Consider the following 13,826-nt stretch of genomic DNA (forward strand, 5'->3'; position numbering starts at 1 on the left):
TCGGCATCAAGTCTTCCGTCCTCCGTCCTCCGGTTTTCAAACCGTTTCCATTAATTCAACTTCCGAAGAAGTTTTGGGAGGAGCATCCCGCTCCCCAGCCGGATCCAGAGCCGTTTCCATTAATTCAACTTCCGAAGAAGTTTTGGGTGAAGCGATTTGCTGAAACCATAATGCAAATCCTATCGTTTCCATTAATTCAACTTCCGAAGAAGTTTTGGGTCCAACTTGCAGCAATTGATCGCTTGACTCTGTTTGTTTCCATTAATTCAACTTCCGAAGAAGTTTTGGGTGGAGTTAACGCCCAAATCTCGTGTCCGAATATTGTTTCCATTAATTCAACTTCCGAAGAAGTTTTGGGTCGAGGCCAGCCCGACCACCACGACTACCACCTCCATCGGGTTTCCATTAATTCAACTTCCGAAGAAGTTTTGGGTGGGTGATTCGAATGTCCATGAAAACGCAAACCAACGTTTCCATTAATTCAACTTCCGAAGAAGTTTTGGGCTTTGGGTGAAGGTGATTTCCAAATTGCCCTTGAGTTTCCATTAATTCGACTTCCGAAGAAGTTTTGGGGCGGATGCAACGGTGTTTAGATTTGTTAACAACTGTTCCGTTTCCATTAATTCAACTTCCGAAGAAGTTTTGGGAGGCTCTGCTGAAGTGCAAGTCCGGGGCGACCAAAACGTTTCCATTAATTCAACTTCCGAAGAAGTTTTGGGTTGGGTCGCCGACACCTGCGACGAGAACGGCGAGAACATGGGGTTTCCATTAATTCAACTTCCGAAGAAGTTTTGGGAGCGCGATCAGTTCCTCGCGGAGGTTGCTAGCGATAGTTTCCATTAATTCAACTTCCGAAGAAGTTTTGGGGGCCCAACAGCAGCAACAAGCCGCAGAAGCCAGCAGTTTCCATTAATTCGACTTCCGAAGAAGTTGGCGACCCGCTACAGCTCCAGGTGCTCGGCTCTCCTAGATTCTCTGGTTTCCATTAATTCGACTTCCGAAGAAGTTGGCGACTGTATCTGTAGCCTTGTTTTCTAGCCTGGGGAGAGGTTTCCATTAATTCGACTTCCGAAGAAGTTGGCGACTTAAAGCTTACGAGAAAGGGCGAAGAGTGTTCTCTAGATGTTTCCATTAATTCGACTTCCGAAGAAGTTGGCGACAGTTTCTGATACACTCGCAGGGCAATAGCCATCTCCGTTTGTTTCCATTAATTCGACTTCCGAAGAAGTTGGCGACCTAGGGATTTTCGCTGCTTTTTCGCTGCCTTCTGAGTTTCCATTAATTCGACTTCCGAAGAAGTTGGCGACGAAATACACCATCTGCCAGTACGCCCCGGGATACGTTGAGTTTCCATTAATTCGACTTCCGAAGAAGTTGGCGACTAAATATCGGGGGCTGCCCGTTGTTCCTCCTCAAGTTTCCATTAATTCGACTTCCGAAGAAGTTGGCGACCCGAGTCATTCGCAGAGTATTTAAGGGTTGAGCTCTGCGGAGGTTTCCATTAATTCGACTTCCGAAGAAGTTGGCGACGGCGATCGAGGCGATCGAGGCGGGAGATGCCAATGAGGGTTTCCATTAATTCGACTTCCGAAGAAGTTGGCGACGGAGTTGAAAAATGCAAGAGTATTCAGTTTGGGCGAGACGGTTTCCATTAATTCGACTTCCGAAGAAGTTGGCGACAAGGATCAATGGGTGACAGTCCGCACTGCAACCTTTGTTTCCATTAATTCGACTTCCGAAGAAGTTGGCGACTAAACCTATCCTCGTGTTTGTAATACAAGTTGTATTACAAGGAGTTTCCATTAATTCGACTTCCGAAGAAGTTGGCGACAAAAGGAGCATCGCCGTTTATTTGTTGGCGCTTATCTACAATGTTTCCATTAATTCGACTTCCGAAGAAGTTGGCGACCCTTAAAGAATCGATAAGGGTGAAGGGTGATTACAAGTTTCCATTAATTCGACTTCCGAAGAAGTTGGCGACCTTTAACAATGTCCCATTCAAGATTAAGGACGGGTTCGAAGAGTTTCCATTAATTCGACTTCCGAAGAAGTTGGCGACCCAACGACGGGACAAAACAAGACTCCCCAACTCCCGCTGCTGAGGTTTCCATTAATTCGACTTCCGAAGAAGTTGGCGACTCGTAAATCTGTTGCAATTCAAGGCCCGTCGGTCGCGTTTCCATTAATTCGACTTCCGAAGAAGTTGGCGACCTCCAGACCCATAGGCTGAGGCTGAATTAACTGCTGTTTGCCTGCGTTTCCATTAATTCGACTTCCGAAGAAGTTGGCGACTCAGACAGGCGAGACCACAATTGACAAGTACGCAGTTTCCATTAATTCGACTTCCGAAGAAGTTGGCGACCTAAGGCACTCCTTAGTATTTCAGCTGGGGATTTAGTTTCCATTAATTCGACTTCCGAAGAAGTTGGCGACCTAAAAATATCCATATTGGACAAGCAGTACTCGGGTTTCCATTAATTCGACTTCCGAAGAAGTTGGCGACACTTGCTGTGCAGGTTGAATCATCCCCTCAGGCTATTTGAGTTTCCATTAATTCGACTTCCGAAGAAGTTGGCGACTTAATTGACTCTGGTCCCTCCGTCCATGTCTCTTTCCCAGTTTCCATTAATTCGACTTCCGAAGAAGTTGGCGACTTGGCCGCGTGGATGAACCAATCGGGGCGTGAAATAATTGTCTGTTTCCATTAATTCGACTTCCGAAGAAGTTGGCGACTCATTGATAACGAAGTACGTGAAATTAAAACAGTAAACCCAGGTTTCCATTAATTCGACTTCCGAAGAAGTTGGCGACCTCAATGATGTCGGACACTCTGGCAGCATGGCTTTGGGTTTCCATTAATTCGACTTCCGAAGAAGTTGGCGACCCCCTGGCTCTAGGAGCCCCGGGTTGTAAGCATTCTAGCGTGCAATTTCGAGGGATAGCTCAGCCGCGGCCAGATCATCATCAAATCGCGCCTCTAAAACCGCTGAAACCCTTGCCCTACAAGCAGTCGAGGGATAGAACGAGAGAATGGGCCTTGCAGCCATTTCCGCTATCCCTCGCGGCGACACTGGCACACCATCAGATCACAGAGCAGCCAATGCTACTCCCTATAATGGGCCATATCGACGCCCGAGGAGACCCCAGTGGATTGGATCAGCGGCATCGCGCAAACTCCGGCACCCACCGCCCAAGAGCTGGAACTACTGCGGCAGCAGATCGAGTTTCTCAAAGAGGCTAACGCCGAGCTAGAAGAGACCTTTGCCCGCTATGTCGACATGGTGCAATTGACCCTGAAAACGGCTGGCGGCGTTGTGGGGGTGGTGGCTGTTTTGGGAGCCGCCGTCTCCATCAAAAGCTTGCAAGACTTTCGCGCCACCCTCAAGAACGTCAATACCCGCGTGCGCGAGGAAGTCGAGCAGGTGATCGCCATCGCCCTGCGGCAAGAACGGCAGCGATTGCGGCGTCTAGAGAGCATCCTAGCCCGAGAAGACATTCCCGAACGCCTCTCCCTCACCTATTTAGTGCCCAGCACCAGACCCCAGCGGCAACTGCCCAGCCTCACCCGACTGTTAGACATTCTTGCGGGCCGGGGCTTTCAGCCAAAGTTGAGCTTTCAGCCTAGCTTCAGCGACCCCGCCGCCGCCCAGCAACAGCCTGATCTCACCACCGATATTGTGGTCTTAGATCTCTACCACGGCGGCTTCGCCCTCGATACCGAACGAGCCAACCCCACCATCCAGGCGGTGGCGGCCAAGTTGCCCTCCCAGCAAGCGGCCCTGGTGGTGTACGGCAACGCCCGCTTTTACCAGGCCGTCACCGACCTGACCGAGCAGGGCGAGTACTGCGGTGCCTCGAATAACCCCCTGTCGTTAGTGGCGCGGGTGCTGGAGGCGGCCTATGTCATGGATGCCGTCAGGGCTGGCTAACGCTGCAACCAGTACAATGGCCCTAAGAAACCCTTACCTGTGGCTCAACAGGAGGTGTTGGCGATGGCTCCCCGCCCAAAACCGACAGCCGTTCCTATTTATCAACTCAAAATCACCCTAAGGGATGCCAAACCACCGATTTGGCGATGGGTGCAGGGACCCAGCACCATCTAGATGAGACCAATCGGCAGCTCAAGCGGATTCGCTAAGGCAGAGGGCGACATGACGCAAGAACTCATGGATTTGAGGCGTAGCCTAATAGAGGGACGCTACGAGGATGCTTTGTTGCTGGTCGATGAGCTAGAAAGCATGGGGAAGCAGGCTATCCTACGCAACATCGAGTCTTTTCTCGTGCGATTACTGGTGCATTTGATTAAAAATCAGGTGGAACAGCGACTGACTCATTCATGGCTCGTCTTGATTTCAGACTCCATTGTGCAGATTAGCAAGTTGAATCTACGCGATAACAAGACCAGCTACTACATCAAACCGGATGAGTGGGAGCCTTATCTGGAGGATGCTTTAGCAGAGGCTGTCCTACCCGCTAGTTTGGAGACCCTAGAGGGGAAGCTCAAGCCTAAACAACTCGCTGACCGCATCGATCGCTCCAGTGTGCTAGCGATGGCCAAACGGCTATTAAGCCTGATGTATGAAACCCCTCGCCGAGACTTGCCTGCCCGCATAAATACGGTGTTGGCAACGCTGCCGGGTGGGGCAGAGTGGTTTGAGACAGATGACGTGGTATAGCCTGCTCTCACGACTCTGGAGACGACATCGCGGCTAGCCGTTGCCTGACCCAGGTGCGAAAGGCTATCTCGGCGGCGACTTCATCCTGCTGGGCGGTTTCTAGGAAACGGTAGAGATCTGCCTTGGCAATCCAGGGAAAGGTGGGGCTGTGGGGCACAGCTTGGTATGAGTCGCCCTGGAGTTGATAGATGCGCCAGGTTTGTCCGTCGTAGCGCCACAGTTCTGGCACCCCTAATGCAGCATAGAGGCGGTTTTTGTCGATGTCGGTGGAGGTGATATCGATCTCGACGACGAGGTCAGGGGGAGGATCTTGGGCTAGGTCAATGGTCCGGCCCGCGACTTGGGGTTGATTGTGAATGTAGTAGGCGTTATCAGGCTCGGCACCGCGATCGAGGTCAGGGCGATTGAGGGTGGTGGAGCGTAGGGATTTGAGCCGCAGCCCCATTTCTACGGCCAAAATCCGAATGAAAAGACCAATCAACTCGCTGGCATATTCGTGGTCTTCTAGGGGCATGACAATTTCTAGGGTGCCCTCAGCGTAGGTGAGATGGGCGGCCCGACTCTGGGGCAAGGCATGATAAATCTGCTGATATTGTTGCCAGGCTAATCCCCGTAGGGCGACCCGTTGTTCGCCCCGTTGGGTAGCTGGTGCTGGGGTTAGGGTTCTGGCCATAGGATTGACAGGGTGAAGATGCTTCTATCGTAGCGAGTTGGGCTCAGGGGATAGAATGCCGCTGGCAGGCGATGCGATCGCAGACCTCTACGAACATCTTAGCCAGGTGTCTGGGGGGTTAGAGATGCGATCGCGGGGTAGTGATGTAGACACTCAATCTCAGAAATGGCCTGTTCCAGGGGAATCGCTTCTTTCTGCATTTGGCACTGATTACATGGAGGGCGGGGAGGTAGGAATCTGTGAGATAGGATTCTGCTAGCCTACTGACTAAGGGGTAGCAACATGACTCAGCCATACAAAATTTACTTAGATGTCTGTTGCCTCAACCGCCCCTTTGACGGTTGGCAGCAAGATCGAGTTCGTTTTGAAGGGGAAGCCGTACTGACAATTTTGCAACGAGTCCGGGCAGGAGAGTGGCAACTAATCAGTAGTGAAGCGGTTGAAGCTGAGCTAGAAAGGCTCCCTAACCCTGAAAAGCGGGAGAGTATTTTGCAACTACTCGACCTGGCAAGCATGACCGTAACGCTTGATGCCCAAATTGACCAGCGATCTCAAGCTCTAGAAAATTTGGGGTTTGGCCTTTATGATTCATTCCATATTGCCTGTGCAGAAACCACTGGCGTAGATATCCTGCTCACTACAGACGATCGACTACTCAAACGAGCTGCACGCTATAAAGAGGACATCTGGGTTCAACTCATGAACCCAGTGCCCTGGCTGATGGATGTTTTATCCATTCCGGAGGAATAACATTATGACACCCATTGAACTCAGACAACGAGGCTATCAGGCATTAGTGGATGCCCTAGGGGTAGTTGATGCCATTCGTTTTTTGCAGCAAGCAGGCTGGGGAATCGGTAACTACACCACGGAACGGCATCAGTGGTTAACTCCGGTCACCCGACAGGAGTTTTGGCAAGATGTGCAGCGAATTCGGGATCAAAAATCGCACCCTCTATCTTCTGATTCAGAAACCTGACAAAGCCATGCCTTCGCATTGGGTTTTACTATAGCAATCACAGTTGAATTTCGAACAGCATTCCATAGACTATAGGCTTTGTAAGCGATTCTCATTCTAAATTCAGTTAGGCTTGCTATATGTGCTGGTCGGAGCCTGGCCCGTGAGGGCGATCGCAGACCTCTATGAAAATCTTGGGCAGTTGTCTTAGGGGTGGTTAGAGATGCGATCCAGGGTGTGGTCAGTCTAGAAAACTCTCAGGTTAACTAAACAGTTATTAGGCCTGATGAAGGAAATGCTGTATGCTTCCAAGTGCCAGCGTTAGGGATATCTTGCCGGATGCTTCAGTGTTCTCTGCCGGAAACGCGGGACGGACATGATTCAGATGCAGAGATGGAGTTGTTAAAATCTAGGTTGAATGCTCGGGAAGTTTTATGTCTCCATCCAATCTTTCCCAAATGACCTTTGATGATCTTCAGCAAATCATTGCTCAAATTGTAGACGAGCGCATTGAGCAGTATTTGGCGTCATCCCCGTTGAAGCAGCCTCCCATTAAAGAAACGTTATCCTCAATTTCTCAGCACCGCTGGACTCCACCGCCTGATGCTCCAACGGTTGTTGAAATGCTTCGTTCTGATCGAGAGCGCTAATGGCTGAGACATATGTTGTTGATGCTAGCGTGCTCTGCCAACTCTTTATTGACCAAGAACATACTCCCCATACAGAAAAATTCTTTGCAGGTGTTCCCGATCTCTACGAAGCTTGATTGGCGGACAAAAATCTCATAGCTGGTGGCTAGAAGCCGCGCCTATACGACACTAGCGTAGCCATACCTGAAGGGGTATAACCCGCCAGTTCTTCGAATTGCTTCGCTAACGCGGGTTACCCGCTAAGTAAGATAGCTCATTAAGTATCTGAGGTAAGTTGTTATGGACACTGTCAAACAGCGATTGATTCAAGAACTCGACAAAACGCCCACGCCCCTGCTTCAGGAAATTTTCGATTTCGTTCTGTTTCTCAAGCAGCGATACTCCCAAAATCAGCCGCATTTCTCAGCTGGGTGGCAACCTAACTTTTTTGAAGAAGTCATTGGTAGTTGGGAAGGCGAAAAACTCGTCCGGGAGGCTCAGCCAGACTATGAGCAGCGAGAGGAGCTTCTGTGACTGCCTATCTGCTTGATACTAACGTTTGTATCAAACTCCTAAACGGAGATAATCCGCGGGTTATTCAACGGCTAGCAGCCCAGAAACCAGAAGAGATTTATCTGTGTACAATTACACAACTAGAGCTGTTCTATGGTGCATATCGCGGTACTAAGACCGATAAAAATCTGCCCAAGTTAGCACGCTTCTTCTCTCAATTTACTATCCTGAGCTTCGAACCGTTAGCGGCTGAAATTGCTGGAAAACTCAGAGCGAGGCTCCATCAGCTCGGAACCCCTATTGGTGGCTATGATCTTCAAATTGCCGCGATCGCCTTGGCCTATCAACTCACCCTCGTAACCCATAATACCCGTGAGTTTGGCCGAGTGGAGGGATTGCTGTATGAAGACTGGGAAGCTCAGCCATAACTATAATGTTCGATAGCGTTGTTTTTTTCTGTGTAATGATTAGAAATTCCCCTATGAGTACGATCGCTGGCCTCTACGAAAATCTTGGGCAGGTGTCTGGGGGGATTAGAGATGCGATCGCTGGCTGGCACAGAGAAACCGCGATCGACAGAGTACTCTACAAGGTTAATGGTAAATATTCAATTCGGTCTTGATATTCATGGTCATTGGATGCGCCTGCAATTATCAGCAACTCTTCAATGATTTCCCCAATATTGCGCCCTAAGTCCATGACTAGAATGCCAGGGATATGACGATCTTGAGCCAGGTGATCCGCCAAGTGCTTGGGCATCGATTTGCGATTATTGGTTACCAGGATGAAGTTATGAACTTCGCACCAGATCAGGATGTCTGGATCTAAAGTCCCTTTGGCAGGTGCATCGGGATCACCAATAATTCTGACGATCAGTTCCGGCTCCCGGCGCACCAGTTGGGTTCGGTATAGGGGCGGAATATGCTCATCTAGCAAATACTGGAGGCTCACGACGATGGAATTGTCTATGTTGTAGTCTGAGTAATAATGTTCTCAGGTTTAAGCTGCCGAAGTCGGAGTCGGGCGGGGGAGGGGTGTTGCCGTTGCTGTTCTCGCTGTTGACGAGCAAATTCCAACCAGTCGGCGATGTAGGCGCTGACCTCTTCTTTGTTGTGCAGGTAGTAGAGGATGGTGGCATAGACTTGCTCTAGGGTGACAGTATGAAATTGCTGAGCAATTTCTTCGGGGGTTTTGCCGCGATAAATATATTCGTACAGGATACTCTCGATGCCGATGCGGGTGCCGCTGATGCGGATATCGTCGGGGGCGAGGAAGGTGAAGTAGTCTTGGAGGTTCATGGTTTTTCTAAGGGGGTGGCTACTTCTATTATGGCAATGGCTACATGGAAAGATCCTTTAGGGACCATCAGTGCGATCGCTGGCTGGCGATGCGATCGCAGACTTCTATGAAAATATTAAGCAGTTGTCGGAGCGACTGCTAAGGGTTGGATGAGAGCGCATCATCGACTGGCCCGTGAGGGCGATCGCTGCCCTCTATGAAAATATTGAGCAGTTGTCGGAGCGACTGCTAAGGGTTGGATCGTTGAGTGGTGATGCGATCGCCGTAGGCAACATAGGCATCATTGAACGTGTGATTTAGAGATCTTTAGTGCGGTTGTCTCAATTAAAATCAAGATCTGTAAATGCTATCAGCTACATAAGCCGCGTCCACGACTGCCCCCATCAAGGCTACAGGAGTGTTAGCAGATGTGTAGTACTTAATTTCTGAAAAATCAGTTGTTAAAGTGTCTATAGCTGCTATCCTACCTTCACCAGGACGAATATAAATAACCAATATTGGATTTCCTTTTCTAGAACTGAGGATTCGACTAATTGTATGCTTGAAGATATTTTCTCGCTCTTGAAAGATTTTCTGTCTATCATCGTTTTGAGTCGAATAGGGATTTGGTAAAATCCCTGAATGCACGAAATCAATCACCAAAACTTTTGCGAAAGGAGTCCTTTCCTCTCGTAAGTCATGCCACTTATTCACCCGGAAGCCTCGATCTTCTAATAATGAATGTTCTAGTAGAGAAATATCCCTGTCGGAAGTCAAATGATAGTCAATAACAGTTTCACGTACTACTCTTTCAGCCAGAAGACTACGATCTAGATCTTCAATTTCTTCTTTGACTAGAGGTTGAAGGTGAGTAGCTAGCTCTTGACGCGCTATTTCTCTTGCAACCTTCTTAGCGTCATCAAGGCTATTTTTGAAGAACCAAGTGAGTAACGCTCCGATGATGCCAAGGAAACCAAGGAAGGCACTATTCATCTTAAGAATGAACTCTAGCTGCCGTGCTAACACCTCTGACTCAACTTGTCCGACTTGTGGAGATGTCGGCGGTAACTCTATAAGTTTATAGATAGCAATAACCGCAGCAGCTATACAAAGTATGAAAGTTAGTGGTCTAAGCCACTCCTGAACAATAAATTCTTGAATATTACTACGATTTCTTTTGCGCATAAAGCAGGTTCTGATAAAAACACCTACAGACTGGCATCTCAAACGGAGATGGCGGTAAAGTTAACTGCATTCTGCAAGTCTTCTACAAATTTTTGACGTCCTGGCAAAGGATTTTCAGAGACATGATCCGTTCCGAAGACTGTAACCACTTGGTAAGACTGATTTGGGATATTGAGATTGTTAGAGGAAATCCAGACAAAGGACGGGGTGCCTAGCTCTCCACCTATGAATTCATTTCCAATCTTCTGCAGATTCTTGCCTTTATAGTCTGGATTATATAAAAAATCTAATGCTTTTCCACGGATTTCAGACGACTGACCTTCTTGTGGCCAGTCATCTACCTGATTAGGATGTTTCATGTTAGGAGAAGGTATGAGGAAAATACCTGAGTTGACGTTCAAAACATCTTGATTACGCTTCCCCTTTCCTGGCCCTCCCGGATTACCTGGAGATAACGCACCTCTGGGATCTGCTTTCCTGACATCAGTAAAGCTTGTCTCTAAAGAAGTTAGAAAATCTTGCCAAATTCCCTTATTACAATCCAGACGATCCTTTTTTTCGGGCTCCCAGTAGCATCCACGCAGTCCACTATGCTTTTTATCCTTGTTCCAATGAAGCGGGCGTCGGGCTCCACGTCCAACGCCACCTAAATGAATCGCTAGCTTGTATACATTCTGAATTAGTGCTAAATGACTTGGCTCTTGTGCTTCTAAAATGACAGTTCCAGAGATTTTGTGTGGAATATTAACATCATTGAGAGAACTCTGATCTTCTTCAAATTCAACTTTAATGTCAATACTGCCGTGAACGGCTTTGGGTTCTAAAGCGCCGAAAAGTTTAGCTTCTAATTCTTTACAATGCTCTGGAGTGTAGAGACCCAGTGCAACAGCTCGAAACCAATACCGCAACATGCCACGAACTGCTGAAGGGCGGAACTCTCGTTGCCCTGAATCGGCACCGTAGATTCCTTGCGACCACAGCTCAAAGTGGTGTTTACTCTTATAAGGTGAAGATTCCTCGGGCCTAGTAAGGTCATTCACTTGGTGAGCTTGACCGTAGCCAGCACTTACACGAGATCCTAAGCCACTAGTCAGCATCGCTTGCTCTAGCCAATCCATGACAACTTGAACATCTTCTGCCTTTCCTCGACTCGTATGAGTCAAGCCAATATTGAAGTTTAAATTCTGAAGAGACAGGATCTGATGGGGAGATGGACCATATTTAACCTGATCACCTTGCCATATCCACTGAGGAGTTGCCACATCTACGCTAAGACTCGGAGCGGTAGGAAAAGCATCTAGAATTTCAACAGCAGCCATAGACGCTTTTTCTCCTTGTAAGAATCCCAAGAGGTGATTGATTTCGTCACTACTTTTGTTAGCATCTCTGGCCCAGGATCTTAATATTCCTTTGATGCTACTCGCTGGTATGTAAGGAATTCCATAGATAGGATGCATCGCAGGGAGTAACCGCTCACGAAATCCCTGTAATCCACCCACACGAACCCGCCAGGGATACTGTACAGAAACAATTGCTTTTTTGCTGTTTTTAGTGGCCAGGTCAGTAATTTCACAAGCTAGCAATTCAACTCTTTGATTCAGCCTTTCATAGAGATCAGTCCAATCTTTATCCGCACCTGCTGCATTAGCTAGGAGAACGCGAACGCGCTTGTCATCAATATCGAGAATCTCCTTTTTGATCGCAGAACAGTTGCAGGCATTATTCCTTTTTTCTTTGCTGATTCGCTTTAAGATTTTCTCGAAATCTGTTTCCTTGCGTGAATTACCTCTATTTAACTTCTCTGACTCTAAGAGTGATTTTATTTCTCTGAGACGAGAACTTAGTCCTTGAATTGACAAAAGCTCAGATAATACTTCTTGCTTGCTGAAAAAATCTTCGTAATCATATTTTACTCCAGAAATACTTAATTCAAGATCATCGAGTTTAAGAACTTGTAGAGGTATTTTACTTCTATTCCTTGGAGATAAAATCTTGGAATTCCTTGACTTTTTAGATGGTTTGTTTGACCTGTTTTTGTTTGGTTTGTTTTCTGAAGGCAGTTGATTCTTCAAGAAAGCCAGATCTTGAAGAGTTGTCTTGTTCTTGTTATTGGATGCCATAGTTATTCTTTTGCCTCCCCAAGAATAGCGGTCGCCCAAAACCCCCATTCTTTAGCTAACTGCATAGCTAATCTGTTCAAAGCTGTATACTTTCGCAATTCCATATTGACGAGTGTTTTTTCATCGCTTGCGTCATACCCATGACTCCAAATCACGAACTCTTCCTTGCTGAGATACTTTAACCGCTCTAGGAATAGGCCATAAACCTTGCCCTTATATTTTGTGTCTGAGGCCATGCCTATAGAAAACTTTTTGGCATCGCCTGTTAACCTGTGCAGGCCCCAAGCTGCAATATAGGTAGACAGGCCTTGTACTAAGCTACTTGATTTCTCGCAATATGATTTTGTTCTTTCATTAACTTCTTTTTCTGAAGGACGAGCATTAGGAAGTCTCCTTTCTTCTTTTTCTTTCTTGATGACTTCTGCAGCTAAATCGTGCAAATGACCTCGTAGATCGTGTAGTGCTTTATAGGCCTGTTGGCTAAATTCTCGACTATCGATATTCATGATTGAGCCTCCTGGGTCTTAGACTTATCTGTTTTGAGGCTGCTCCAGCCACGACCGAGTCCTTCTAGTCCGCCAAACTGCAATCGTTTTCCTAGCATATCTTGCAGGGAAGCTTTAACAGCTTCGTGGTTATCCACTCTGGTTTTATGTTCTGCCTTAGCCTTATCAATTTCTTCAGGCTTCATTCCTGGTTTTGGCTTGAAAGGGCGAATAGGCTTGGTCGCCCAAGGGAAAAATAAAACAGTTTCTGGAGGAATTGCTTCTTCCGAACGGAATGAGCCTCCTTTAACTGTCTTTTCATTTTCGTTTAAGGCAACTCTGACCTCTCGTTGCAGTCCTGTTTCCACTAACGAAACACAGTCCTCATTACTTAAAACCACTAGCCGCTGTTCTATCTCTCCAATGATTCCATTACCTGCTGTAATTGCTTTGATCTTCTTCGAAAGGGATTGGGTATCGACCGATGAGTCAATGTCATCAGGCTTTAATAGAGCTGTTTGTAGGTAAAGGGGTTCTGCCTTAAACGTTGCGATCGCTGATTTTGCCTTATTTCCTTCTAAGCCCTTAAGTTTCTTGTGACAATCCTCGGCAAACGTTTTAACGTTATCACCATCATTTCCCAGCCATCGACTCCAGCGCTCAAGCCAGAGCGGACAGGTAATCCAAACCAGATGATGACTCAGTGATGCGATTGGGAAAAACAGAAGCGTGGCATCGGCAAACCAGACTTCTCCTTCTGTTGGTTGACCCCCACCTTCAATCTTTTGGCCAAAAAACGTTTGAACTGCATCTTTTAGTCCATCATTCTCGTACTTCTGCTCCATTGCTGCCCGAATGCGCCCTCGCACAGAAGAGGCAGGCATGTAAGGAAACTCGATATGCACTTCTCGGGCAATGCCCATCAGATTTCCCTCATCAGCACTCCCCCCTGTATGCAGCGGCGTGAATAAATACAAATAGGTCAAATAGTTATCCATTTCCTTAGCAGTCTCCCCATAACAACATTCCGTAGTTCAGCTTTTTAAGGATGACGTTTCTCATAGACGCTCGATCTCTGTAATGGCCTGTTCCAGAGGGATGGCTTCATCGTCATCAGCCTTAGCCATATCAAAGGCATAGAGTGACTCAAGCTCTTCCAACTCCTCTAACAATTTTTGATACACCCCAATATCAAGCACGACGCCAATACGTTTCCCTTGGTTATCGACGAGGTAGCGTTCTCGCAAACTATCCATGTCTCCAGTCATCCTTAACAAACTTGTCTGATGCTAGCCGGGTGGCACAAAGC

Annotated in this window: 17 protein-coding genes; 8 read left to right on the forward strand and 9 right to left on the reverse strand. The window is 47.5% G+C overall.

Translation table 11 applies throughout. The features are described from left to right. Nucleotides 1-36: 36 nt before the first annotated feature. The gene (locus XM38_RS29325; RefSeq protein ID WP_449271843.1) at nt 37-234 is read right to left on the reverse strand and encodes a hypothetical protein; all 198 of its coding nucleotides are present in this window, start codon (nt 232-234) and stop codon (nt 37-39) included. A 351-nt stretch (nt 235-585) separates the two neighbouring features. On the opposite strand from XM38_RS29325, the gene XM38_RS29330 reads away from it, so the two are divergent. From XM38_RS29330 to XM38_RS03355, 3 genes are all read left to right on the forward strand, one after another. Beyond that, complete coding sequence (locus XM38_RS29330) at nt 586-843, forward strand: hypothetical protein (protein WP_449271844.1); 258 nt, start codon at nt 586-588, stop codon at nt 841-843. Between the two features lie 2,303 nt (nt 844-3,146). Next, a complete protein-coding gene (locus tag XM38_RS03345) occupies nt 3,147-3,929 on the forward strand; it encodes a hypothetical protein (protein WP_080808996.1) in 783 nt (260 codons plus the stop codon). A 222-nt stretch (nt 3,930-4,151) separates the two neighbouring features. Then, complete coding sequence (locus XM38_RS03355; protein ID WP_088429083.1) at nt 4,152-4,676, forward strand: DUF29 family protein; 525 nt, start codon at nt 4,152-4,154, stop codon at nt 4,674-4,676. 7 nt (nt 4,677-4,683) lie between these two features. On the opposite strand, the gene XM38_RS03360 is transcribed toward XM38_RS03355, so the two are convergent. Next, nucleotides 4,684-5,349, reverse strand: a complete 666-nt coding sequence (locus XM38_RS03360; RefSeq protein ID WP_080808994.1) for a Uma2 family endonuclease — start codon at nt 5,347-5,349, stop codon at nt 4,684-4,686. 282 nt (nt 5,350-5,631) lie between these two features. Here XM38_RS03360 and XM38_RS03365 point away from each other — a divergent pair, with 282 nt between their 5' ends. The 5 genes from XM38_RS03365 (at nt 5,632) to XM38_RS03390 (ending at nt 7,877) form a co-directional block, all read left to right on the forward strand. Then, nucleotides 5,632-6,099: a type II toxin-antitoxin system VapC family toxin gene (locus tag XM38_RS03365; RefSeq protein ID WP_080808988.1), complete on the forward strand. Its 468-nt coding sequence runs from the start codon at nt 5,632-5,634 to the stop codon at nt 6,097-6,099. 4 nt (nt 6,100-6,103) lie between these two features. Next, nucleotides 6,104-6,328: a hypothetical protein gene (locus tag XM38_RS03370; protein WP_088429085.1), complete on the forward strand. Its 225-nt coding sequence runs from the start codon at nt 6,104-6,106 to the stop codon at nt 6,326-6,328. A 413-nt stretch (nt 6,329-6,741) separates the two neighbouring features. Beyond that, the gene (locus XM38_RS03375; RefSeq protein WP_080808984.1) at nt 6,742-6,957 is read left to right on the forward strand and encodes a hypothetical protein; all 216 of its coding nucleotides are present in this window, start codon (nt 6,742-6,744) and stop codon (nt 6,955-6,957) included. 279 nt (nt 6,958-7,236) lie between these two features. Beyond that, nucleotides 7,237-7,470, forward strand: coding sequence for a hypothetical protein (locus tag XM38_RS03385; RefSeq protein ID WP_080808981.1), 234 nt, complete (start codon nt 7,237-7,239; stop codon nt 7,468-7,470). After that, the gene (locus XM38_RS03390) at nt 7,467-7,877 is read left to right on the forward strand and encodes a type II toxin-antitoxin system VapC family toxin (RefSeq protein ID WP_080808978.1); all 411 of its coding nucleotides are present in this window, start codon (nt 7,467-7,469) and stop codon (nt 7,875-7,877) included. The genes XM38_RS03385 and XM38_RS03390 overlap by 4 nt, the downstream gene beginning before the upstream one ends. Before the next feature lie 157 nt (nt 7,878-8,034). On the opposite strand, the gene XM38_RS03395 is transcribed toward XM38_RS03390, so the two are convergent. The 7 genes from XM38_RS03395 to XM38_RS03425 form a co-directional block, all read right to left on the reverse strand. After that, nucleotides 8,035-8,400 (reverse strand): DUF5615 family PIN-like protein, encoded by a 366-nt coding sequence (locus XM38_RS03395; RefSeq protein WP_080808976.1) that lies wholly within the window; start codon nt 8,398-8,400, stop codon nt 8,035-8,037. A gap of 14 nt (nt 8,401-8,414) precedes the next feature. Continuing rightward, the gene (locus XM38_RS03400; RefSeq protein ID WP_088429087.1) at nt 8,415-8,747 is read right to left on the reverse strand and encodes a DUF433 domain-containing protein; all 333 of its coding nucleotides are present in this window, start codon (nt 8,745-8,747) and stop codon (nt 8,415-8,417) included. A gap of 331 nt (nt 8,748-9,078) precedes the next feature. After that, entirely contained in the window at nt 9,079-9,912 is an 834-nt protein-coding gene (locus tag XM38_RS03405) for a cytochrome P450 family protein (protein WP_080808970.1), read from the reverse strand. A 38-nt stretch (nt 9,913-9,950) separates the two neighbouring features. Next, entirely contained in the window at nt 9,951-12,032 is a 2,082-nt protein-coding gene (locus XM38_RS03410) for an RAMP superfamily CRISPR-associated protein (RefSeq protein WP_187329258.1), read from the reverse strand. Nucleotides 12,033-12,034: 2 nt separating this feature from the next. Then, entirely contained in the window at nt 12,035-12,538 is a 504-nt protein-coding gene (locus XM38_RS03415; RefSeq protein WP_080808965.1) for a hypothetical protein, read from the reverse strand. After that, entirely contained in the window at nt 12,535-13,515 is a 981-nt protein-coding gene (cmr4, locus tag XM38_RS03420) for a type III-B CRISPR module RAMP protein Cmr4 (RefSeq protein WP_080808962.1), read from the reverse strand. The genes XM38_RS03415 and cmr4 overlap by 4 nt, the downstream gene beginning before the upstream one ends. Before the next feature lie 60 nt (nt 13,516-13,575). Beyond that, nucleotides 13,576-13,773, reverse strand: coding sequence for a hypothetical protein (locus tag XM38_RS03425; protein WP_080808960.1), 198 nt, complete (start codon nt 13,771-13,773; stop codon nt 13,576-13,578). Between the last annotated feature and the right edge of the window lie 53 nt (nt 13,774-13,826).

It is taken from the genome of Halomicronema hongdechloris C2206, from assembly GCF_002075285.3.
Taxonomy (GTDB): Bacteria; Cyanobacteriota; Cyanobacteriia; order Phormidesmidales; family Phormidesmidaceae; genus Halomicronema_B; species Halomicronema_B hongdechloris.